The organism is Metabacillus sp. RB-C-LZQ-3-1 (genome assembly GCF_058315175.1).
On record NZ_JBZFLI010000009.1, the window covers coordinates 96,052 to 118,793 of the forward strand.

18 protein-coding genes and 1 other annotated feature are annotated in these 22,742 nt (G+C 35.9%); of the genes, 11 read left to right on the forward strand and 7 right to left on the reverse strand.

What is annotated here, in order from left to right:
* Nucleotides 1–26 precede the first annotated feature (26 nt).
* Nucleotides 27–686 (forward strand): hypothetical protein, encoded by a 660-nt coding sequence (locus AC4GZ8_RS15470; RefSeq protein WP_491082795.1) that lies wholly within the window; start codon nucleotides 27–29, stop codon nucleotides 684–686.
* A gap of 193 nt (nucleotides 687–879) precedes the next feature.
* Complete coding sequence (murC, locus tag AC4GZ8_RS15475) at nucleotides 880–2,178, forward strand: UDP-N-acetylmuramate--L-alanine ligase (RefSeq protein ID WP_491082796.1); 1,299 nt, start codon at nucleotides 880–882, stop codon at nucleotides 2,176–2,178.
* A gap of 83 nt (nucleotides 2,179–2,261) precedes the next feature.
* On the opposite strand, the gene AC4GZ8_RS15480 is transcribed toward murC, so the two are convergent.
* On the reverse strand, nucleotides 2,262–2,972 hold the full coding sequence (locus tag AC4GZ8_RS15480; RefSeq protein WP_491082797.1) for an FHA domain-containing protein: 711 nt from the start codon (nucleotides 2,970–2,972) through the stop codon (nucleotides 2,262–2,264).
* A gap of 146 nt (nucleotides 2,973–3,118) precedes the next feature.
* Here AC4GZ8_RS15480 and AC4GZ8_RS15485 point away from each other — a divergent pair, with 146 nt between their 5' ends.
* Nucleotides 3,119–4,051: an ABC transporter ATP-binding protein gene (locus AC4GZ8_RS15485; RefSeq protein WP_491082798.1), complete on the forward strand. Its 933-nt coding sequence runs from the start codon at nucleotides 3,119–3,121 to the stop codon at nucleotides 4,049–4,051.
* Complete coding sequence (locus tag AC4GZ8_RS15490; RefSeq protein WP_491082799.1) at nucleotides 4,048–4,812, forward strand: ABC transporter permease; 765 nt, start codon at nucleotides 4,048–4,050, stop codon at nucleotides 4,810–4,812. Before AC4GZ8_RS15485 ends, AC4GZ8_RS15490 begins: the two co-directional genes overlap by 4 nt.
* A 72-nt stretch (nucleotides 4,813–4,884) precedes the next feature.
* Here AC4GZ8_RS15490 and AC4GZ8_RS15495 read toward each other — a convergent pair whose 3' ends face one another.
* Nucleotides 4,885–6,000 carry an aminopeptidase gene (locus AC4GZ8_RS15495; RefSeq protein ID WP_491082800.1) on the reverse strand — a complete coding sequence of 372 codons (1,116 nt, stop codon included), beginning with the start codon at nucleotides 5,998–6,000 and terminating at the stop codon, nucleotides 4,885–4,887.
* Nucleotides 6,001–6,507: 507 nt separating this feature from the next.
* On the opposite strand from AC4GZ8_RS15495, the gene AC4GZ8_RS15500 reads away from it, so the two are divergent.
* The 3 genes from AC4GZ8_RS15500 to ytxJ all read left to right on the forward strand — a co-directional run bounded on the left by AC4GZ8_RS15500 (nucleotide 6,508) and on the right by ytxJ (nucleotide 7,839).
* Nucleotides 6,508–6,942, forward strand: a complete 435-nt coding sequence (locus tag AC4GZ8_RS15500) for a DUF948 domain-containing protein (protein WP_491082801.1) — start codon at nucleotides 6,508–6,510, stop codon at nucleotides 6,940–6,942.
* Between the two features lie 30 nt (nucleotides 6,943–6,972).
* Nucleotides 6,973–7,443, forward strand: coding sequence for a YtxH domain-containing protein (locus AC4GZ8_RS15505; RefSeq protein WP_491082802.1), 471 nt, complete (start codon nucleotides 6,973–6,975; stop codon nucleotides 7,441–7,443).
* A gap of 66 nt (nucleotides 7,444–7,509) precedes the next feature.
* The gene (ytxJ, locus tag AC4GZ8_RS15510) at nucleotides 7,510–7,839 is read left to right on the forward strand and encodes a bacillithiol system redox-active protein YtxJ (protein ID WP_491082803.1); all 330 of its coding nucleotides are present in this window, start codon (nucleotides 7,510–7,512) and stop codon (nucleotides 7,837–7,839) included.
* 252 nt (nucleotides 7,840–8,091) lie between these two features.
* Here the strand turns inward: ytxJ and AC4GZ8_RS15515 are convergent, their stop codons facing one another.
* Entirely contained in the window at nucleotides 8,092–10,236 is a 2,145-nt protein-coding gene (locus AC4GZ8_RS15515) for a cell division protein FtsA (protein ID WP_491082804.1), read from the reverse strand.
* Between the two features lie 329 nt (nucleotides 10,237–10,565).
* Here AC4GZ8_RS15515 and AC4GZ8_RS15520 point away from each other — a divergent pair, with 329 nt between their 5' ends.
* Both AC4GZ8_RS15520 and ccpA read left to right on the forward strand, forming a co-directional pair.
* Entirely contained in the window at nucleotides 10,566–11,642 is a 1,077-nt protein-coding gene (locus AC4GZ8_RS15520; RefSeq protein WP_491082805.1) for a bifunctional 3-deoxy-7-phosphoheptulonate synthase/chorismate mutase, read from the forward strand.
* A 347-nt stretch (nucleotides 11,643–11,989) separates the two neighbouring features.
* Nucleotides 11,990–12,991 carry a catabolite control protein A gene (gene ccpA, locus AC4GZ8_RS15525; protein ID WP_491082806.1) on the forward strand — a complete coding sequence of 334 codons (1,002 nt, stop codon included), beginning with the start codon at nucleotides 11,990–11,992 and terminating at the stop codon, nucleotides 12,989–12,991.
* A gap of 421 nt (nucleotides 12,992–13,412) precedes the next feature.
* On the opposite strand, the gene AC4GZ8_RS15530 is transcribed toward ccpA, so the two are convergent.
* From AC4GZ8_RS15530 to AC4GZ8_RS15540, 3 genes are all read right to left on the reverse strand, one after another.
* Nucleotides 13,413–14,567, reverse strand: coding sequence for an acetoin utilization protein AcuC (locus AC4GZ8_RS15530; protein WP_491082807.1), 1,155 nt, complete (start codon nucleotides 14,565–14,567; stop codon nucleotides 13,413–13,415).
* A complete protein-coding gene (locus tag AC4GZ8_RS15535; protein WP_491082808.1) occupies nucleotides 14,564–15,208 on the reverse strand; it encodes an acetoin utilization AcuB family protein in 645 nt (214 codons plus the stop codon). Before AC4GZ8_RS15535 ends, AC4GZ8_RS15530 begins: the two co-directional genes overlap by 4 nt.
* 61 nt (nucleotides 15,209–15,269) lie before the next feature.
* Nucleotides 15,270–15,902 (reverse strand): GNAT family N-acetyltransferase, encoded by a 633-nt coding sequence (locus AC4GZ8_RS15540; RefSeq protein ID WP_491082809.1) that lies wholly within the window; start codon nucleotides 15,900–15,902, stop codon nucleotides 15,270–15,272.
* A gap of 235 nt (nucleotides 15,903–16,137) precedes the next feature.
* On the opposite strand from AC4GZ8_RS15540, the gene acsA reads away from it, so the two are divergent.
* Nucleotides 16,138–17,850, forward strand: coding sequence for an acetate--CoA ligase (acsA, locus tag AC4GZ8_RS15545; protein ID WP_491082810.1), 1,713 nt, complete (start codon nucleotides 16,138–16,140; stop codon nucleotides 17,848–17,850).
* A gap of 72 nt (nucleotides 17,851–17,922) precedes the next feature.
* Here the strand turns inward: acsA and AC4GZ8_RS15550 are convergent, their stop codons facing one another.
* Complete coding sequence (locus AC4GZ8_RS15550) at nucleotides 17,923–20,829, reverse strand: transglycosylase domain-containing protein (RefSeq protein WP_491082811.1); 2,907 nt, start codon at nucleotides 20,827–20,829, stop codon at nucleotides 17,923–17,925.
* Between the two features lie 142 nt (nucleotides 20,830–20,971).
* Nucleotides 20,972–21,200, forward strand: a binding site (T-box leader).
* A gap of 67 nt (nucleotides 21,201–21,267) precedes the next feature.
* Here AC4GZ8_RS15550 and tyrS point away from each other — a divergent pair.
* Complete coding sequence (gene tyrS, locus AC4GZ8_RS15555) at nucleotides 21,268–22,533, forward strand: tyrosine--tRNA ligase (protein ID WP_491082812.1); 1,266 nt, start codon at nucleotides 21,268–21,270, stop codon at nucleotides 22,531–22,533.
* Nucleotides 22,534–22,742 lie beyond the last annotated feature (209 nt).

Genomic DNA, 22,742 nt, shown 5'->3' on the forward strand with positions numbered 1-22,742 from the left:
ACAAAGAAAAAGGCAAGGTTGTTTGAATGGATAAAATCGTTTATCTACAAGCTCTTCGTGAAGAAAAAGAAAATCAACTGATAACCTTTATGACTGACCATATGAAGGCGGTCCATACACATGTGGATCGCCATGTAAATATAAGAGAAAAGGTAAAAGCAAAGCATATCTTAACGGAAAAGCTTGGAGACGAGGCATCGGCGATTTTTACTATATCTCAGGAAAAGTTATTTAAGGATTGGTTTACTTTTGATTATTTAACCATAAGAGGCTTAACCAACTATCAAACCTATATTAACCAAGAGAAGCGTATGATGCACCCAATGGACTCGATTGTACATGCTCTGTTTATGGCTAGTGTGCTTGAACCATTTAAAGTAATAAAATATGATAAAACACATATATATGCAAAGAAATTACTAACCAGTGAAACCTGTACAATAAAGGTAGATGAAGATATTCCAGAATTAAATGAAAATGAGTGGATCTTTTTACGGTCCATTCCTGTATTTGATTATTTTGTTTCAATAAGTGATATTTTTATTCAAAGAGATCACACGATGATGGAAAAATTATTTAGACAACATGAAAAAAGTCCTGATAGTTGGCGTACATTTTTAAAGAAATATTCCATAAAATATAGTTGGAATAGTGCTAAAGTAAATATGAATAACAAAAATATTTGATTTAGAAGTAAACGATTTTTCATGGTCATTATATGTGGCTAATGATATAATATACTTTTGTAGGCTGATTACATATTAGGAAAATAACAAGAATTGTTTATATTTCTAAGAGACGTTTACTATACATGGGTTGCAAATCAAGATAAGCGTCATATACTGTCAATCAGATAGACGTTTGTTGGAGGTTCTAATTATGACTGTTTATCATTTTGTTGGAATTAAAGGGACTGGAATGAGTGCCCTTGCACAGATTTTACATGATATGAACTATGAAGTTCAGGGCTCTGATATAGAGAAAAAAGTTTTTACCCAAAAGGCACTTGAAGCACGAAATATTAAAATTCTGCCTTTTACAAAAGAAAACATTAGAGAAGGATTAACGATTATCGCAGGAAACGCGTATCCTGATACACATGAAGAAATTGAAGAAGCACATAATCTAGGCTTACCAGTGATTCGTTATCACCGTTTTCTAGGGGAATTTCTTCAAAAATATATCAGTGTAGGCATTACCGGAGTGCACGGCAAAACATCAACAACTGGATTGCTGTCACATGTGATTAAAGGTGCTGAGCCAACCTCGTTTTTAATTGGTGATGGTACGGGTAGTGGAGTTCCAAATAGTAAGTATTTTATCTTTGAAGCATGTGAATATCGCAGGCATTTCTTATCTTACAAGCCGGATTATGCGATTATGACAAATATTGATTTTGATCATCCTGACTATTTTACAAGCATTGAGGATGTTTTCAGTGCATTTCAGGAAATGGCTCTTCAAGTGAAGAAGGGCATTATTGCTTGTGGTGATGACGACCAGCTTCAACAAATTCAGGCAAAAGTACCTGTTGTCTATTATGGATTTAATGAGGATAATGATTTTCAAGCTAGAAATATTGTGAAATCAACTGACGGTACAGCATTTGATGTATTTGTCCGTAATACGTTTTATGCGTCTTTTAAGATCACATCGTACGGTGATCATAGTGTATTAAATGCATTATCTGTTATTGCCTTATGTCATTATGAAGGAATTGATGTTGAGATTATTCAACAAAGACTTCAAACATTTGAAGGTGTAAAAAGACGTTTTAATGAAAAGCGAATAGGAAACCAAATACTAATAGATGATTATGCGCATCACCCTACCGAAATTAATGCGACAATTGATGCGGCAAAACAAAAATACCCTGACCGTGACATCGTTGCTGTTTTTCAGCCACATACATTTACAAGAACGCAATCTTTTCTAGATGAGTTTGCTGAAAGCTTACAAAGAGCCGATTACGTCTATTTATGTGATATTTTTGGATCTGCACGTGAAAATGTTGGGAAGTTATCAATCGATAATTTACTTGAAAAGGTCGACAATTCCAGCCTTATTAAGGAAGAGAATACTTCCGTCCTTAAAGCACATGATCATGCGGTATTAATTTTTATGGGTGCTGGTGATATTCAAAAATATCAAGAAGCTTATGAAAATGTCTTAGCATAAGGATTAGGAAAAACAGCTGACTAGAAATAAGAGTTTTATCTTATTTTATGTCAGCTGTTTTTTTATTAGAAAGTGTCATCATGTTATTTGGAATTGGATTTTACTCCATCCTCTATAATGGTTAATGCGTAACCTCTGCCTCTTATTGTGTTAATTTTTATTGAATAAGGTAGTTTTTTTCTAAGTCTATAAATAAGTGCATTCACTTCCTCAGATCCTACCAGACATTCGTTTTTAACCGTCATTAATCTTTCCGGCCACACATATTTAATGATTTCTTCTTTTGAAACAAATGTTTTTCTTTGCATAAGAATATCCATGAACCTGAATTCCTTCTCAGTTAGTGAAACAGAATCGTTTTGAACATGCAAAGTTTGCTTAAGAAAGTCTAATCTTGGTTCAATCTTTTCTAGATTTATTAATTTTCCAAGAGAAAAGGAAAGTTCAGAGGTTTCCTCAATATTTTTATGAGAAAAAGATAAAATAACAAGATTTTTAGCAAATGAAATTTGATCATTGGTTTTGAGTTTCACTGGTGTGTGAGGGATTAGTTTTTTATCATTAAGGAATGTACCATGTTTACTAGCTAAATCTTCAATATAAAAACCTTTTGACTTAAAACAGATGGTAAAATGCTTCCTAGAAACAAAAATATTTTGAAAGGATATATCAGGTATCCAATCGCTTGATTTCCTTCCAAAAATTGTTTTCTTTTTCTGTAAGGAAATAATATTCCCTGTTTCAAAATGTGGTGCTTGTTGAACAACAAGATAAGAATAAATGTCCATTTTCATGATTGCTCCTATTTGTTAGATTCCTATCATTCACTTATTATCCTATAATCATTGTTTATCGGCAAACAAATCTTTACTATAAGTGGTGGAGAAGTATTAAATGAAACTCATCAACATCAAGGAAATAGTAAAAAGCAGGTGTTAAAATGCAGATGCAGGAAATTGTCCTAAAAGTATCTAATGTAAGTAAAACAATTGGTAGAACAACAGTAATAAATGATGTTAGTTTTGAGCTGCATAGAGGTGAAATTCTTGGTTTATTAGGACCAAATGGCTCAGGGAAGACAACGATATTAAAAATGCTTGTAGGGTTATTAAAGCCAACGAAAGGCTCTATTTATATACAAGAGTATGATCTGCAAAATGATTTTGAAAGGGCCATTTCGAAAGTTGGAGCGATCATAGAAAACCCGGTTATGTATGATTTTCTTTCTGGATATGAGAATCTTGTTCAATTATTTAGAATGACTGAACAATTTTCTTATGAAAGAATTGATGAAATAATTGAATTATTAAAAATGGACGAGTACATAAATGATAAGGTTCAAACTTATTCATTAGGAATGAGACAAAGGCTTGGCTTGGCGCAAGCTTTACTCCACAGACCTTCTATCCTTTTACTAGATGAGCCAACAAATGGTTTAGATCCAGAAGGAATGAAAAGTTTAAGGGATATACTTAAAAGACTTGCAGAAAAAGAGGGAGTTTCAATCATTATTTCAAGTCACATTCTTTCAGAAATTGAACACATTTGTCACAGTGTGCTTGTTATGAATAATGGTAAATGTATTGAGCGTTCACCATTAAAAGATTGGGAAAGCAGACAAAAAGAAAAACAAACCTTCTACTTTAGATTAATGAATAAGGATGCTGCTAGATCTTTTTTAGTTGAAAAATATATGAATAGGGGTCTAGTTTTTCATTCAAATGGATTCTTAATAGAATTAGAAGTTGAAGAAGTAGCAAAATTAAATCGATTATTAGTGAACGAGGGATTCGATGTAATCGGAATAGAGAGAACAGAAAACCCATTAGAGCAAATATTTTTACAGAAGTTAGGAGGAGGAAGCAAGTTATGAAAATCCTTTTCCAACTCTTACGTAATGAGAATCAAAAATTATTTAAGCGTGCGAGGATGTGGATATCCTATGGCTTGATTATCATCCTAAATATCCTCTTTGGACTTTTCTTTTACTTCTTATTTAAGGATACTGATTTTTCATTTTGGGATTATATTCAAGTGAGTTCTTATTTGCTTCTTATTATCCAATTAATAAGTATTATAATAGCAGGAGACATTGTTTCAGGTGAGTTTGAGAAAGGTACAATTAAATTTTTGTTTATTCGGCCAGTTAAACGAGTTATCATATTAGTTTCCAAATATATCACTGTTTTAGCAAATGTATGTTTACTAGGCATGTTTCAATTGTTTTTATCAACAATAATGGGCGTCATTTTTTACGCGGATTCGCTTCTAGAGCTTGATCAAAAAGTACTAGTTGGATTAGGAAGTTATTTATTTCAGTTAATAGAAATTGGGATCATCACATCAATTGCCTTTTGCTTGTCAGCTATAACAAGAAGTAGTGTGATTTCAATTGCACTCCCTATTTTTTTAGTTTTCTCATCAAGTGCGGTCATTACATTATTAAACCATTATCATGTTGATGAAGCCAAATATTTATTATTTGCTAATACAAATTTAATGCCTTATTTTTTGGGTGAACCCATTTTTGAAGGAATGACATTACCTTTTTCAATTATGAATATTAGCATTCATATGCTGCTGTTCTTTCTACTTGCTGGGTATATATTTTCAAAAAGAGATGTTCATGTTTAACTACGTAAATAGACGGTGGAAAAAGGTTTCCACCGTCTATTTAATTGGAGGGAAGCATTAGATAGCCCCTTCTTATTTCAAATTTTCCGGATTTAGGGGCTCTAATTCAGGAACCATAAAGCGTCCATCTTTTCGAATAAGAACATCATCAAAATAAATTTCGCCACCACCATATTCCGGGCGCTGAATCATCACCATATCCCAGTGGATATTGGAGTTATTTCCATTATAAGCATCATCATAAGCTTGACCTGGTGTAAAGTGGAAACTGCCATCGATCTTCTCATCAAATAAAATGTCTTGCATTGGGTGTTGAATGAAGGGGTTCACTCCGATCGCAAATTCACCTATATAGCGAGCCCCTTCATCTGTATCAAATATTTTATTGATTCTTTCAGTATTGTTTGCTGTCGCTTCTATAATTTTCCCATCTTTAAAAGTAAGTTGAACATTTTCAAATGTAAACCCATGATACGGTGATGGAGTATTATATGAAATTTTTCCATTAACAGAATCACGTACAGGTGCTGTATATACTTCTCCGTCGGGAATGTTCATTTGACCGGAGCATTTGATTGCAGGGATGTCTTTGATAGAAAAGGTCAGATCAGTATCTTTCCCAGTTAAACGAACTTTATCTGTTTTATTCATTAGGTTAACTAAAGCCTCCATTGCTTTGTCCATTTTACTGTAATCAAGATTACATACATCAAAATAAAAGTTTTCGAACTGTTCTGTACTCATTTTAGCTAATTGAGCCATGGAAGAAGTTGGGTATCTTAATACTACCCACCTTGTTTTAGGAACACGAATGTCCCTGTGGACCTTTTGCCCGATTGTTTGTCCTTGTAGCTTTAACTTTTGTTCTGGTACATCTGCAAATTCATTAATGTTATCACCCGATCGTAAGCCTATGTATGCATCCATTTTGCTCATTACTTCTGCTTCAAATTGAGCCATCATTTCATATTGTTCTTCAATTCCACCCATCATAAGAGCTCGATCCACTTGATGGTCTTTTAAGGATACGAAAGGATATCCCCCAGCCTTATAGGCCTCCTTTACGAGAGCGACAACTAACTCTCTTTGAAGACCAAAATTCTCAATCAGAACCTTTTCTCCCTTTTGTAATTTTATTGAATAATTGATTAGGTTTTTTGCTAAAGTATCGATACGTGAATCTTTCATGTAAATCCTCCTTTATACTTTGTCTGTTTTTGTATAATGTATTGTTTTTAATGCATTTAGATGTAATAACTGGTTCGTTCTATTTTGCCACTATTAATTTTATAAAGGTAATCTCAGGCAACAATAAACGAAAACAGCCATTTTATTTTACATACCTTTTTATTGTACCCCATTCTCATGAAACAATGGTAAAAGCTATATTACTTCGAATAACTTTTCAAAGCATCTTTATGCAAAATGATTTAGGTTGATTGGAGCGTAAGGGAGCCCCCGCAGGTGCAAAGCGCTGAGGATGCCCACCTTACGCCCAAAGGAAAGCGAGCATCCCGTAGCGGAAATCACCTTCCCCTAACACTCTTCTAAAGAGAAATAAAGTTTACAAAAACCGTCAAATCTAAAAAGACTGTCAAATTAAGAAGGAGATTTTAGCTATTATGTAAAATTTATGTTTATAATAGAGAAGATAGGGTATGGAAAGAACAAGGAAAGGTATGGGAGGTGTTAGAAATGATTATCATTTTATACTTAAGTGTTGCATTAATAGCCATTGCTTTTACGATATTGGTGATATATGTTTCGAAAACATTAAAGGCCTTGCAAGCTACGCTAACTAATGTAGCAGGTACATTATCAGGTCTTGAAAAACAAATGATAGGAATAACAACCGAAACAACTGAATTATTACATAAAACAAATGCACTTGCTGAAGATATTCAACAAAAGTCAGAAAAGCTTAATAATGTTGTAGACTCTGTTAAGGATGTGGGTGATACAATCCAGCAGCTTAATACTACAGTCAAAAAAGTGACAACGACTGCATCAACAAACCTTGAAGAAAATCAGGATAAAATTAATCAAATTGTTCAATGGAGTAATGCCGCAATGGATATATGGGCAAAATGGAAACAGAAAAGTGAAAAAAAGCAACAATTAAATGGATAAGTGTACGAATAATTAGAGGAGGTTTTAATCATGGCTAAGAATAGCAATGGCAAAGACTTTATTATCGGATCACTAATTGGAGGACTTGTTGGTGCTGCAACTGCATTATTTCTGGCTCCTAAATCTGGAAAAGAAATGAGAAATAACTTAGGTCAACAAGCATCAATGATGAAGGAACGTACAGGGAAAATAACAAATGGTGCGTTAGAAAAAGGTTCAGAGTTTGCAGCAGTTGCAAAGGATAAAACATCATCTCTTTCACAAGTAGTAACAGAACAGTCCTCTCAAATTATGGACAAAGTGCGCTCCATTACAAATACTTCGAACTCGGAAGAACAAGCAGATGTTGTTGAAAAAGAAATAACGAATGCTTTAGAGGAATTAAATGATGAGACAGTTGTAGAAGAAAAACTGGATCAACCTGAAGCTCCTTTATTATCTGAAGGGGAAGATTCGTCTAAAGAAGAGGATACTGAAAACCATGTAAAAGCGAATAGTTAAAATTGAAACGTGAACAAACCCTAGTGTCAAATTAATTTTGTTAACTAGGTATAGAAAGGTGATAGAATGAGTAATCAGACGATTGAGTCAATTGAACAATTTGAAGACCTTTTACAAAAACATGATGAATTTTTATTTATAAAAAATAGTGTAACTTGTCCTATAAGCCAAGCTGCTTTTGATGAATATCAGGAATTCGCAGAAATACATGCAAATTACCCTAGTTATCATTTACATGTACAAGAAGCTCGTGAACTCTCCAATTATATTGCGGAAAAGTACGGAGTAAAGCATGAATCTCCACAAGCCTTATTGTTCCGAGGGAATAAAGTAGTTTGGAATGCTTCACACTGGAAGATTACATATGATGCATTAAAACAGGAAATTACTGATTAGAGCAAAAAAGGGGATGACGCCATGCGTTATCCTCTTTTTTGGTCCAGGAAATGATAAAATTATGAACTGTTGATGGCGATTTGACATCCAGCTTCGAAGCACAGTACGTGCAAGTGCAGTCTTTACGACAGGACGTCTCGATTTTGACAGCCTCGAGGTCATAAGCATACATGAATTGAAGATAAAGAACGTCTTCTATTCCTATTCGCCTTATGCTTGTCGCCGAATGCTTAGCGCATTGCGCTTTTCTTACTATATCCAGTGAATTTCCAGTTCGTCTCCTGGATTCAAAGGTTCTTGAAAGGTAACTTCTTTACTGTTTTTTAAAAGTTTAAATTGATTACTGCTTGAGTTAGGTATGTCAATCTCAACTGCAGCAAAAAGATCTTGGAAAATAAATGGTTCTACCTTTCTTTTCTTCACTTCAAGCTTTTCACCGTTATATAGGACATCTTTTTCAGATAATTTTATTCCATTTCGATAAAACTCTTGTATGGTTTTTTCAATTACAATTGATTGGCCATTATAAAAAATCGGTAAGGCTTGCAGGTGTTGGATGTTTGTCTCAATGACAAACTCAATTAGTGATGGCTCTTTAACTGGTTTTAGAACAAGAATATCCCCGTTTTCAAGTTTTGACTCCTTTGAGGTTTCTAGCCCGTTTTTAAATAGCTTTCCAGAAAATGCAGGCAGAGGTGTAACTTTATCATTTATCTCTAAGGAGAAGGGTTTTAATTTTTCCAGTTCATCTATTAAACCGATCATCTGTAAACATTCTTCAATTGTTGTTGGAACATTACATATTAGATGATCCCGATCAGACAAAAGCTCATGTTTAGATACTGTTTTATTATTGAGCAAAATACTGGCCGTAATTGTATAGGATTGTCCATTTACATAAAATGATTTTGTAGGAATCTCATCTAAAATCGAGCTGATCGGAACAAATGGAGAATCTCCATCCTTTCCCTTTTCCACGGTAATCGTATCGCCATGTTTAATTGGATCCTCAAGGGAACATACCATTCCATTTTTCTTAATTAATGGTGCTGATCCATGCTCTCCAGGTATTGTAATCGAATGTCCGTTTACTGTTACCATTAAAGCCATTCCAGGCTTTCCATATAGTTTATTCAATTGGATACCTGAAGACAATAAACTGTCTGCAACTGTTAATGCCTTCATATGAAATAGTCGAACAGAACGTTCGTTAACGCTAACGCTTATATATTGGATCGGATTTTGTTTTGATGAAACAGCGATCCCGATCGGAGTCACTAATTCTGGTCCTGTTTGTACATGTTCTGCAAGTTTAAGCTGAGGTATAGCATCAATACCTCTAATTGCCACTCGATTTTCAGGTAATTCTAGTAAAGCTGCTAACCGTCTTGGAAGCTCCGGAGTTTGACTGCCTCCTCCTACAAGCATAATAGCCTTAGGAGATAGACTATTATTCAATCGAATAACCTCATCCCGTATTGATTCTGCAAGCTTATCAATTGCTGGCGAGATTTTCACAATGATGTCCTCTTTAGAAATTTGAGTCTCAAATCCTAAAATATCTGTTATTGTGACTAAATTCTCAGATACTAGTTGCCGCTTTGTTTCTTCAGCCTTTGGAAAATCAAGTAAAAATTCATCTGAAACAGCTTCTGTAATTTCATCACCTGCTATTGGAACCATCCCATAAGAAATAATAGTACCCTTATTCGTAATCGCTATATCTGATGTCCCTGCCCCAATGTCAACGAGAGCAACATTTAATCGTCTCATTGAAGGAGGGATCAATACATTAATCGCAGCAATTGGTTCTAATGTTAATGCTTCCATTTCAAGTCCAGCGCGATTTAAGGCAGCTAACAAAGATTCTACAACTATTTTGGGAAGAAAGGTGGCGATAATCTCTACGGAGGCTTCTTCACCCTGTTGATCAATTAAACTACCAATTTCATCTCCGTCAAGGTGGTAATGGAGTACAGAATATCCTACACAATCATAATGATGGGCACGCTCACTGTCCTGTTTTTCAGCGAGTTGTTTTTGAGCAATTTGTACAGCCATAAGTTCTAGATGAAGAATGTCTTCTTTTTGAATCATCGGTTTGCCTGTTATTTCAATAGAGACAGTTGCTCTTTCAGTTTTTAATGCACGACCTGCAGCAGCAACGCATACTTTATGAAGAGGTCCGTGTTTTCTTTCAAGTTCTTCTTTTACAGAAGAAATAACGTTTGCAACAGACAAAACATCATGAATTTGTCCATCTAACATAGATCGGTTCGTGTGTTCCTTTATAACAGTATCGACAATATAATACGAATTGTTTTCTTCTTTTAAAATTAATCCAACAACAGATCTAGTGCCAATATCAAGCGCAAATGTTAGGTCATTTTGGGTCATGTTGGTACACCTTCTTTAAGCAGATGTTCATATTTTTTAAATATTGTTAGCATAGAAATTTGTTTTATCATGATTTTAAAGCCTTTTATGTACATTCACTTTACCGCATAAAAGCTTAAAAGCGTTTAAATGTTAAAGTTTTTAATGACAATCACTTTTTTATGGTTTATAATTACAACTAATTAAAGAAAATGTACCACACTTTTATTGAATGATAAAGCAATCTTATCTTGTTTCCTTACTAGAGAAGGTTCATTTCAATAGACGTGGGATGTCTAAGTGACAAGCCAAGTTTTCTAATCAATTTTGAATGCGAAAGGATGAGAGAGATGAGTAATGCAGAACTAGAAGCATTAAGAGAGAGAGCTGAGGAAATTAACTTACAGATCTTAAAGTTAATTAATGAGAGAGGCAGAGTTGTTCAAGAAATTGGTAAAGCAAAAGAAGCACAAGGTGTCAATCGTTATGATCCTGTTCGCGAGCGTAAAATGTTAGATAGTATTAAAAAATATAACGATGGACCATTTTTAGACTCAACACTCCAACATATTTTCAAAGAAATCTTCAAGGCAGGGTTAGAATTACAAGAGGATGATCACAGCAAGGCGTTACTAGTTTCACGTAAGAAAAAGCCAGAAGATACAATTATTGAAGTAAACGGTGTAAGAATTGGGGATGGAAGCCAATCATTTATTATTGGTCCTTGTGCGGTTGAGAGCTATGAGCAAGTAGCTGCAGTTGCAGAACAAGCGGTAAAACAAGGCATAAAAATCCTGCGCGGAGGTGCCTTCAAACCACGTACTAGTCCTTATGACTTCCAAGGTCTAGGTGTAGAGGGCTTAAAGATTTTAAGAAGAGTTGGAGACGAGTATGGTTTAGCTATTATTAGTGAAATCGTAAATCCAGCAGATATTGAACTAGCTCTAGATTATGTTGATATCATTCAAATTGGTGCACGTAACATGCAAAATTTCGAATTACTAAAAGCAGCAGGAGCTGTTCGTAAGCCAGTTCTTTTAAAGCGCGGTCTTGCAGCGACAATTGATGAGTTTGTAAATGCAGCGGAATACATCATTTCACAAGGAAATGAACAAATTATACTTTGTGAGCGCGGAATTCGTACGTACGAACGTGCAACTAGAAATACATTAGATATTTCAGCTGTTCCTATCCTAAAACAAGAAACACATTTACCAGTTTTCGTTGATGTTACCCACTCAACTGGTCGTAGAGATCTTCTTGTTCCAACAGCAAAAGCAGCACTTGCTATTGGAGCTGACGGTGTTATGGCTGAGGTGCATCCAGATCCGGCTGTCGCTTTATCTGATTCCGCACAACAAATGGATTTTGAGCAGTTCGATCAATTCATGACAGAAGTAAAGCCTTTAGTAAAAGTAAACGTATAAGAATATAAAGTGATAGAATAAAAAGAGGTTGACTTAATATAGGAAATTTACCACTTCGTCTATGATGGGATATTTCTTATAAATAAAGTCAGTCTCTTTTTGTATTTTATTCATAAAAATAAAAAAGTTAGGCAAAATAGTAAAAAATCCTCGAAAAAGCAATAAAATATGTGAAAACAGTTTGAAAATCGATGTAAATAGATTGCGGACGTTTTCAGAGTATCGTATGATAGGTAACATAGAATTGGATTTACGACAAGACGTAACAACTTTCTACATACCAAAATTGGACTTATATAAACGGTCAGATAATAAATGTTCTTAATGTAACAGAAGGAGTGTATTTTATGTCAAGTGTAACAATATATGATGTAGCTCGTGAGGCAAATGTCTCGATGGCTACTGTCTCTCGTGTAGTTAATGGGAATCCAAATGTAAAACCGACAACTAGAAAAAAAGTTCTCGATGCAATTGAAAGATTAGGCTACCGTCCAAATGCAGTAGCCAGAGGTCTTGCAAGTAAAAAGACCACAACGGTTGGAGTTATCATTCCTGATATCTCTAGTATCTTCTATTCAGAGCTTGCACGTGGAATTGAAGATATCGCGACAATGTACAAGTACAATATTATATTAAGTAATTCGGATCAAAATAAAGATAAAGAATTACATTTATTAAATACGATGCTTGGTAAGCAAGTAGACGGTATTGTCTTTATGAGTGGAAATGTAACAGAGGAGTTAGTTGAGCAATTCAAACGTTCTCCAGTGCCAATTGTTTTAGCGGCATCTGTTGATTTAACAAATACAACACCATCAGTTAACATCAACTATGAACAAGCTGCTTATGATGTTATTTCCATGCTTATTGAAAAAGGTCATAAGAGAATCGCTTATGTCGAAGGACCAGCAGAAGAACCGGTTAACCGTCTAAAAAAATCAGTAGGGTATAAGCGTGCTCTTGAGGATGCAGGATTACCATTTGATGAGGAATTGGTGGTAGAAGGTGATTACACATACGATTCAGGTATAGAGGCTTTTGAAAAAATTGATGAATTAGAAGAGAAACCAACAGCGATTTTTGTAGGAACAGATGAAATGGCTTTAGGTGTGATTCATGGAGCACAAGACCAAAATTATAAGATTCCATCTGACTTCGAGATTGTTGGATTTGATAACACAAGATTAGCAACGATGGTACGACCACAGTTAACCACAGTTGTACAGCCAACTTATGATATCGGCGCTGTAGCAATGCGCTTGTTAACTAAATATATGAATAAAGAAGAAGTTGAAAACCACATCGTTGAATTGCCGCATCGAATAGAATATAGACAATCAACGAAATAATCACTTATTTCATAAAAGTAGGGCTGTCTCGTAACCGAGGCAGCCTCTTTTTAAAAGGTAAGAAAGTATAAAATTTTGTACTTATTTTTTGTAGTAGCTCCGAAGCACAGGACGTGCAAGTGCAGTCGTTGCAACAGGATGTTGCGGTTTTAGACTGCCAGTGCCTATCGCGTATTAAACATCAGAGCATCTCCCTACGAAGGCAACACCGGTTCGCTTGCTTACCGTGTTTCCTTTGCTCCACTTTAACAGGCAGTATAAAATGACTCAAGGGAGAGCATAGTGTGAAGGCTCACTGCCCGGTAAAAGTCCGATATGTCTTGCTATCCATTAGGATATTGCCCCTAATGGAAGTCTCGCTTTATCTCAGTTGATGCTCCTCATAGTTTGGATGGCGATGATCAGGGCGCTTGCGCTTTTCTTATGAGTTTCGTATCAGATGAAGAACTTTTTCAACTGTTAGTGCATTCTTTTCTTCTATCTCAGTTTTTCTAGGTATTGGCTTATACAAATCTTCTGGATCGTACCAACGATCAGGCAAAGTGACGGGTGCTTTTGGTTGCCACTTATCTATCCAGGTCTTTGGTAATTCATCTGGTACCTTGATTTCGTTCATTTCAAGCCAAATTAAGCTCCAAGCTCTTGGAACAACACGCCATATGTCATAACCTCCGCCACCAACAGCAATCCATCTTCCATTACAATATTGATGAGCGATTTCATGAGCGATCTTAGGAATTTCATGATAAATAGCCATTGTGGCGGATAAATGTGTTAAAGGATCGTGAAAGTGAGCATCAGCACCATTTTGAGTTAAAATAACATCTGGTTTAAAAAAAGCAGCAACTTCTTCAATAGATGTTCGGTATGCATGGAGCCATGATTCATCTTCAGTAAATGCATCTAACGGTATATTAAATGTATAACCATACCCTTTCCCAGAGCCTCTTTCTGTTATATTCCCAGTCCCGGGGAATAAATATCTTCCCGTTTCGTGGATTGATAGAGTACATACAGTTGGATCATCATAAAATGTCCACTGAACTCCATCTCCGTGATGAGCATCCGTATCGATATACAAGACTTTTGCTCCATATTTCTTCTGTATATAGCGGATGGCAACAGAACTATCGTTATAAATGCAAAACCCTGATGCCCTTCCTCTAAATCCGTGATGTAAACCACCTCCGAAATTAGCAGCATGTGTTGCTTTACCTTCCATCACATAATCTACAGCTGTTAATGTTCCCCCAACAAGCAGCGAACTTGCTTCATGCATTTTTGGAAAAATAGGGGTATCCTCAGTTCCGATCCCGTAATTAAGGGCTTCTTCTTCTCCAAGCTTGCCATGTCCAGCTAACTCTACTGCCTGTATATATTTTTTATCATGGATAAGAGCTAATTCTTCGATTGTTGCAACCCTCGGTGTGACGATATTTGAGTCATTTAACGCATCCATTTTCCTTAACAAATCATACGTAAGCTCTACACGCAGCTGATTAAAAGGATGATCATGTGAAAATTTATACTGTTGAAATTCCGGTGAGTAAATAAAGACGTTTTCTTGTTTTGTCATTTAGCATTCTCCGGTATTTCTGGCCATAAAACATGATATCCTGATGTCTGTAAATCATTTATAATCAGCGTTACATTAATCGTTTGGACACGAAAAACGAGAATTTTATAACGTTCGTCAGTGTCTGAATAGACGAGAGCACTAGAAATATTTACCTTTCGATTTAGAAAGATGGATGAAACCTCGGCGAGCATACCTGGTTTATTTGGAACTCTTATCTCTATATGTGAAGCAGGCTGATCTGCTCCTGTAAGCTTCACAAAAGTATGTAATAGATCTGACTCAGTAATCAATCCAACAAGTTTCTGATCTTGAAGAATAGGGAGGCATCCAATTCGATTTTCAATTAGTAGGGCGGCAATTTCCTCTACAAAATCGAGAGGGTGTCCCGTAATTAGATTTGTAGACATGACATCTTTAATAGGTTTATTTAAAAAGTTCTCTTTTAACTCTAATTGAAAAATAGAAGGACTGGCATCTTTAACATCCCGTTCTGTAATAAGCCCTACGGGATAATCGTTTTCGTTAACAATCGGAATATGCCGTATCTTATTTTTCTTCATTGTTTTTAATGCTAGACTAATAGTGTCTTCAGGTCGAAGAGTAATAATATTTTTTTTCATTATCTTTTTTACAATCATTTTAAAGCCCTCCTTACCCATAAGGTCATTCAACTGCAGGGTCTTATAATCAGCCTATTCATCAATACATAAAACGGTTCTTAAATCTTAATTGATCAAATTTCTGAACAGATTCTGAAGTAATCCTTTTTCCAATTCTGGCCATTAAACAATTAGCAGGATGAGAACTTATTTCAGGTTCATCTGTCGCATACCATTCTAAACCCCCGGCATTCATCATTTTTTCCATTACTTTTCTATACTCCCACACGTTTAACCCTGAACCCTTTAAATCCCAATGCCAGTAATATTCTGTTGTAATAATAATATAATCTTCCATTGCGTCGTCCATCATGGAGACTCTAAGTAAATTCTTTCCTACTGAATAGCCTCGAAATTCTGGCGCTACCTCAATTGCCCCGAGTTCAATTAATTCTTTCATGTTTCCTTCTGACCATCTTTCAAGCGGATCAGGATAAAGGTATGTAACATAACCGACTACTATATCAAGATGTCGGGCAATAATAATTCTGCCCTCAGGTAAACCGGCAATTTCAACTAATGCCTTTTTCTGTTGGTGAGGCTGACGAAATGCAACTAAACCATCGTGAAATTCGTAGCTTGAAAGTTTATCGGGTGAAATAGGCCCTTCTATAAAAATACTACCGATCGGTGTTTTTAATTCTTTTGCATTATATGTCTTAGGGTGTTTCATAAGTCACCGCCCTCTAGGTTTAATTGAGTTGTCTATTCGATTTTATTAATATCACCGAAGAGAATGGTATAAAACGCTCTTCACTTAAGAGTTATCATATCTTTTCTCTATTATACTAGATTAATAAAAAAAATGAAGCGTTTACAAGATGGTAAAAGAATATAATTTCAAAATTGAGAAAAATGAAGTATTGTAATATAATAGATATTGAATTCTACATAAGGGGGAATTAGGGATGAAATTGGAAGCGTTACCAGTAACGAAGGGGAATCATAATTTAGCAGATTACGATCATACTTATAAGACATTTGACTGGTCAGAAGTTGAGAAGAATTTTACATGGTCAGAAACTGGCCGTATGAATGCTGCTTATGAAGCTATTGATAAGCATGTAGAAACTGCTCGTAAAAATAAAGTGGCGCTTTACTATCGTGATCCTGAACGAGAAGAAAAATATACTTTTAAAGAGTTAAAAGATCTCTCGAATAAAGCGGCAAATGTCTTGAAAAATAAAGCGGATGTCGTAAAAGGTGACCGACTTTTCGTCTTTATGCCAAGAACACCTGAACTATATACAGTCATCCTAGGAGCGATTAAGCTAGGTGCAATTGTTGGACCTCTATTTGAAGCCTTTATGGAAGGCGCGGTAAAGGACCGATTAGAAGATAGTGATGCTAAAGTCATTGTAACTACACCTGAATTGCTTGAAAGAGTTCCATTGAATGAACTTCCATCATTAAAGCATGTTGTTATTGTAGGCGATACTGTTGAAGCGCCTCATATTGATTTTTTAAATGAAATGAAAACGGCAAGTAAAGAACTTGAAATTGAATGGGTTGATAAGACAGATGGATTACTTCTTCACTATACATCCGGGTCAACTGGTAAACCAAAAGGAGTTCTTCATGTACATCAGGCGATGGTACAACATTATCAAACAGGACAATGGGTTCTTGATTTAAAAGAAGATGATGTCTATTGGTGTACAGCTGACCCAGGTTGGGTAACAGGAACAGTGTATGGTATTTTTGCTCCTTGGTTATCAGGTGCTACAAATGTCATCGTAGGAGGAAGGTTCAAGCCTGAAACATGGTACAAAACGATCGAGGACTATGGTGTGACAGTTTGGTACAGTGCACCAACTGCATTTCGAATGCTGATGGGTGCAGGTGATGAACTTGTAAAGCAATTTGATACGAGCTCACTAAGACATGTATTAAGTGTTGGGGAACCTCTTAATCCAGAAGTTGTTCGTTGGGGTGTAAAAGTATTTAATAATCGCATCCATGATACATGGTGGATGACAGAAACAGGGGCACAGCTTATTTGTAACTATCCTTCAATGGAAATAAAACCAGGTTCAATGGGAAAACCAATCCCTGGAGTTCAAGCAGCTATTGTGGATGATCAAGGAAATGAATTACCTCCTTATCGAATGGGCAATTTAGCGATTAAAAAGGGTTGGCCGTCCATGATGCACACCATTTGGAATAACCATGAAAAATACGAATCCTATTTTATGCCTGGTGATTGGTATGTATCAGGAGATTCGGCTTATATGGATGAAGATGGTTATTTCTGGTTCCAAGGCAGAATCGATGATGTCATTATGACATCAGGGGAACGTGTCGGTCCTTTCGAAGTTGAGAGCAAGCTAGTGGAGCACCCTGCCATTGCTGAAGCTGGTGTCATTGGAAAGCCGGACCCTGTAAGGGGAGAAATTATTAAAGCATTTGTTGCTCTTCGAGAGGGGTATGAGCCTACAGATGAATTGAAAGAAGAAATTCGTACTTTTGTGAAGAAGGGCTTGGCAGCACATGCAGCACCACGTGAAATTGATTTCCGTGACAAACTGCCGAAAACACGAAGCGGGAAAATTATGAGACGTGTACTAAAGGCATGGGAGTTAGATTTACCAACAGGTGATTTATCTACTATGGAGGATTAATCCATTAATTCCATCATGTATAAAAAAAGAGCTGTTCAAGAAACAGCTCTTTTTTTCGTAACCAATTCTTTTTTACAAACCTTGAGGTGTGTCCTCAGTAGAAGAAGAGGCTGGAACCTCTTCCTCAGGTTTAGGCTTTTTGGTCGTGTTATTGCTATTATCTTTTTCATTGTTATTATTATTTTGGTCAGTATTTGATTCGTTTGTTACCTTCTTATCTTCCTCTGGTTTCGGCTTTTGTTCAGCATAATCACCTATTTTAATAATGTTGGAAGGGGATGATTCATTTCCTCCAACATCAACAGCGACAACATAATAGGCAGCAGGACTATTTCCAACTGATATTGATAGTTTATCTGAAGATGGCAAACTAGCTACTTTTTTAAAGCTTGTCGAGTGATTTGCTGCACCGTATACACGGTATCCTACGACATCATTGTCAGAGTTTGCTTTCCAACTTATTTTTGAACCACTGGCAGAGACACCGCTGACTTGTCTTGGCTTTGAGCCATTATCAACAATTTCTTTTCCTTCTGTGACAACTAAATTACCCAATTTTGATGTATTAGGCAACAATCGTTTAAGATCACTTGTACTTTTAATATTATATTTTTGAAGAACTTCTTTCTTAAGCATAACACCTTCTTGGACAAATTCGGATGGAGCAGAAGATGGTACTTTATATGCCCTGTCTTTAACGTACACATATTTTCCTTGTGTTAAGCTATCATCAACCTTTTTAGGAACATATTTGACATTAAATAGATCTGTCTCTACAAGACCTGCTTTTCGGCAGAGATCTGAGGCCAATTCCCCGGTTAAAGTACAATAAGAGCGTTGTACGATACCACCTGGTGTTTCAAATCGTTTCTTAGGTGCAATCAAGTCTGGTTCAACATCATGTGCAACATTCATAAGTTTTGCCCAGAGTAATAGATTACGTCTGCTATATGACATGCCTTTATAGTTTTGTTCCAATGGTTTTGGTGTATCATAGCCAATCCATGTTCCAAACGTGACATTTGGATTTGTCGCAACAAACCATGCATCCTGGTAATCTTGACCTGTTCCCGTTTTTCCGGCCCAATCAGCACTAAATGAGAGGTAGCCATTTAAGGAAGCTGCTGTACCACTTCTGATCACATCACGCATCATATCGATTGTTAAATAAGCAGTTTGGGCAGAGAATACCTCATTTTCAACCTTTTCATGCTGATATATAACTTCGCCATCACTAGTTTCTATTTTTTCGATTAGATATGCATCAACAAATTTCCCTTTGTTAGCAAATGTTGTATAGGCATTAACATTTTCTTCAACCGTTACACCGTCTGTCATACCCCCTAGACTAAGGGATGCGATCTCATAATCAATTTTGTTAAGACTAGAAAAGCCCATTTTTTCTAAATAGGAAACAGGGTTTTGATTCATAATGTTCATATACGTTTTCGCAGCTGGAACGTTATACGAATGCTTTAAAGCTGTTCTAGCACTTGTTAATCCATGGTAGGCACCGCCATAGTTTTTTGGTTTATATGAGCCAGTCATAGGAGTATCGGCAATGACAGTACCTGGTTGTGATTCTCCTAACTCCATTGCAGGAGCATAAACAAGCAGCGGCTTCATTGTCGAGCCATTAGGGCGTAACGCATCTGTTGCATGATTTAAATTCTCGCGATTAAAATCACGTCCGCCAACAAAACTAATGATTTTTCCGGTGGTGTTTTCAATTAGGACGCCACCAACTTCAACAGGTTGTTGGACAGTTATTGTTTCTCCTGTATCAGGATCTTTAACTTTTTCGGGTTTATCACTGCCATAGTAATCATATTGTTTTACAACCTCTTGCATCTTGTCATATATTTCTTTGTTTATCGTTGTATGAATTCTATATCCATTATGTCTTATTTCGTTATCAGCAAGTATGCGATACTGACTTTTTAGATCTTTATCTTTTGTTAATTCTTCTTCAGTATATCCGTCTTTTTGAGCGAGTTGTATGGCAATAATATCTTTAGCACGATCTTCTACTTCGTAGGTCAAATAAGGGTATTGTTCAGTAGAAGTCGGTTTTTTAGGTGTGAGATTTTCACGAATATCAAATGAAAGCGCTTGTTCATATTCTTCTTGTGTAATAAATCCACCGGTGTACATCCGGTTTAAGACAGTTTTCATTCGGTTAATTCCTGGGCTGAGGTCTTCTTTTACTTTCCCGCCATCATTTGAAAAAGGTGTATATCCAAATGGACTTTGAGGCAAGCCAGCTATAAATGCAGCCTGCGGAATAGTTAGATCTTTAGCTGAAACACCAAAAATTCCTTTTGCTGCTGCTTCTACACCCGCAATATTTTTACCATTTGAATTACGGCCGAAATCAGCGACATTTAAGTAAGCTTCAATAATTTCATCTTTCTCGAAAAACTTTTCTAATCGCAATGCCAAAAGGATTTCCTTTGCTTTTCGATCAAAAGATACCTCATTTGTTAGGATTTGATTTTTGATTAATTGCTGTGTCAGTGTGCTTCCTCCAGTTTGAACAGAGGCGTTTGTGAACTCTTGGAAAATAGCGCGCATAATCGCTTTAGGAACAACACCTTCGTGTTCGTAAAAGAGTTCATCTTCTGTTGCGATAACCGCATTAATGACATGCTTAGAAACGTTTTCTAACTTGACTTCCTCGCGTTCGATGTCAGCATTTAACTTTCCTAAATAGATATTCTGATCAAAAAAGACTTGAGAAGTCTCTTCATAGTTGTAAATATCATTTTTCATTTCTTCGTAAGAACGAACAGGTTCATCCTTTACAAGTGAAGCAAAATACCCGGCTCCTACACCCCCTGCAAAGCAAATACCAATAAGTCCAATGATAAGAAAAAGGAGAAGGAGATTTCCAATAACGTTATAGGATATCCGCAGACTTTTGGCAATATCTTTGTTAAAAGGTGAGAAACGCCTGTGTTTTTCTTCCTTTTTTTTCATAGTGCATTCCCCCAAATCTTACTTATTATAACATAGGAAAAGAAGAAATTTGTATGCTTTTGTCATAAAGATGAGGGATAGTTCATGCCAAGTGTTGACATTAGGATTATTTTATGGTTAAAATTGCTTGTAATTAGTATATGGAAAAGCAAAGATTGGATACAGTAATGGCTATCTCACTGTTTATAGAGAGCTGATGGGTGGTGAAAATCAGCACATAGATATTCCATGAATTACATCCATGAGCTTCTTTTTTGAAAAGGTTAAAGCAACCTTAGTAGGAGAAGACGGTTTAACCGTTATTTTGCCGAGAAAGGATTACATTGTGTAATTCTAAGTAGGGTGGTACCGCGGATTTTTTCGCCCCTTCAGTGATGAAGGGGCTTTTTCATGTTTTCTTTCCTTATAAGAAATAAATAATAAAAAAGGAGCAGGACAATGAGCGAATTATTAAATGATTTAAAGTTTAGAGGTTTAGTTAATCAAGTAACAGATGAAGAAGGATTAGCAAAAGTTTTAGAAGAAGGAGATATTAAGCTTTACTCAGGTTTTGACCCTACCGCAGACAGTCTTCATATTGGGCATTTGTTGCCTGTTTTAACCTTACGCCGTTTTCAATTAAATGGACATCACCCAATTGCACTTGTTGGTGGTGCAACCGGATTAATTGGGGATCCAAGCGGGAAAAAGGCAGAGCGTACTCTCAACACTTCTGATATTGTACAGGATTGGTCTAACCGCATTAAAGGTCAGTTATCAAGGTTTCTTGATTTTGACATTGATACAAATCCTGCCATTATTGTTAACAACTTTGATTGGATTGGGAAGTTGGACGTTATCTCATTTTTGCGTGATGTTGGTAAAAATTTTGGAATTAACTATATGCTTGCGAAAGATTCTGTTCAAACTCGAATTGAAACAGGCATTTCCTTTACTGAGTTTAGTTACATGATTTTACAATCATATGACTTTTTAAAGTTATATCAAAACAATGGCTGTAAGCTGCAAATTGGCGGAAGTGATCAATGGGGAAATATTACAGCAGGCTTAGAATTAATTCGTAAATCTGAAGAAGATTCCAAAGCATATGGATTAACAATTCCTCTTGTCACAAAGGCAGATGGAACCAAGTTTGGAAAAACTGAGGGTGGAGCAATTTGGTTAGATGCTGAAAAAACGTCTCCATATGAATTCTACCAATTTTGGATTAATACAGATGATCGTGATGTTGTGAAATACTTAAAATACTTCACATTCTTATCCCATGAAGAGATTATGAACCTTGAAAATGAAGTTGCTACAGCACCAGAAAAACGTTCAGCTCAAAAGGCGCTTGCAGAAGAAGTGACAAAACTTGTACATGGTGAAGAAGCTTTACAGCAAGCAATAAAAATCTCAGCTGCTTTATTTAGTGGTGATATTAAGCAATTAACAGGAAACGAGATTCTTGAAGGATTTAAAGATGTACCATCGACTGAAATTGAAGGAGGAGAGATTGGATTAATTGATTTGTTAATTCAAGCAAAGATTTCTCCATCAAAACGTCAAGCTCGTGAAGATATTTCAAATGGTGCTATTTATATTAATGGGGACCGTGAGCAGGATTTGACAAAAGTCATTACAAATGAAGATAAGATTGATGGGAAGTTCACAGTCATTCGCAGAGGCAAGAAAAAGTATTTTCTCATTCGTTATGCAAAGTAAAGAAACTGATATAGATAACTCAGGAGAAAGGCTCAGGAAGTGAAAGAGTCTATTACCTGAGTTGTTTTTTTTAAAACAATAAAATTTAAATAAGAATAGTAGCTCAAGTCGCAAAGCACTCGGCGACAAGCGAAAGTAAAACTAAGTGCAAAATTAAATGCTTTCTTACTATTCAAAAAAACCTATGCCAAATGGCATAGGTTTTTTTA

What these genes read in the sequence shown, in the direction of transcription:
- AC4GZ8_RS15500 (WP_491082801.1), top strand. Translation starts at nt 6,508, where the DNA reads ATGATTATCATTTTATACTTAAGTGTTGCATTAATAGCCATTGCTTTT.
- AC4GZ8_RS15535 (WP_491082808.1), bottom strand. Translation starts at nt 15,208, where the DNA reads ATGATTGTAAAAAAGATAATGAAAAAAAATATTATTACTCTTCGACCT.
- tyrS (WP_491082812.1), top strand. Translation starts at nt 21,268, where the DNA reads ATGAGCGAATTATTAAATGATTTAAAGTTTAGAGGTTTAGTTAATCAA.
- AC4GZ8_RS15480 (WP_491082797.1), bottom strand. Translation starts at nt 2,972, where the DNA reads ATGAAAATGGACATTTATTCTTATCTTGTTGTTCAACAAGCACCACAT.
- AC4GZ8_RS15505 (WP_491082802.1), top strand. Translation starts at nt 6,973, where the DNA reads ATGGCTAAGAATAGCAATGGCAAAGACTTTATTATCGGATCACTAATT.
- acsA (WP_491082810.1), top strand. Translation starts at nt 16,138, where the DNA reads ATGAAATTGGAAGCGTTACCAGTAACGAAGGGGAATCATAATTTAGCA.
- AC4GZ8_RS15490 (WP_491082799.1), top strand. Translation starts at nt 4,048, where the DNA reads ATGAAAATCCTTTTCCAACTCTTACGTAATGAGAATCAAAAATTATTT.
- AC4GZ8_RS15495 (WP_491082800.1), bottom strand. Translation starts at nt 6,000, where the DNA reads ATGAAAGATTCACGTATCGATACTTTAGCAAAAAACCTAATCAATTAT.
- ytxJ (WP_491082803.1), top strand. Translation starts at nt 7,510, where the DNA reads ATGAGTAATCAGACGATTGAGTCAATTGAACAATTTGAAGACCTTTTA.
- AC4GZ8_RS15530 (WP_491082807.1), bottom strand. Translation starts at nt 14,567, where the DNA reads ATGACAAAACAAGAAAACGTCTTTATTTACTCACCGGAATTTCAACAG.
- murC (WP_491082796.1), top strand. Translation starts at nt 880, where the DNA reads ATGACTGTTTATCATTTTGTTGGAATTAAAGGGACTGGAATGAGTGCC.
- ccpA (WP_491082806.1), top strand. Translation starts at nt 11,990, where the DNA reads ATGTCAAGTGTAACAATATATGATGTAGCTCGTGAGGCAAATGTCTCG.
- AC4GZ8_RS15540 (WP_491082809.1), bottom strand. Translation starts at nt 15,902, where the DNA reads ATGAAACACCCTAAGACATATAATGCAAAAGAATTAAAAACACCGATC.
- AC4GZ8_RS15515 (WP_491082804.1), bottom strand. Translation starts at nt 10,236, where the DNA reads ATGACCCAAAATGACCTAACATTTGCGCTTGATATTGGCACTAGATCT.
- AC4GZ8_RS15470 (WP_491082795.1), top strand. Translation starts at nt 27, where the DNA reads ATGGATAAAATCGTTTATCTACAAGCTCTTCGTGAAGAAAAAGAAAAT.
- AC4GZ8_RS15485 (WP_491082798.1), top strand. Translation starts at nt 3,119, where the DNA reads ATGCAGATGCAGGAAATTGTCCTAAAAGTATCTAATGTAAGTAAAACA.
- AC4GZ8_RS15550 (WP_491082811.1), bottom strand. Translation starts at nt 20,829, where the DNA reads ATGAAAAAAAAGGAAGAAAAACACAGGCGTTTCTCACCTTTTAACAAA.
- AC4GZ8_RS15520 (WP_491082805.1), top strand. Translation starts at nt 10,566, where the DNA reads ATGAGTAATGCAGAACTAGAAGCATTAAGAGAGAGAGCTGAGGAAATT.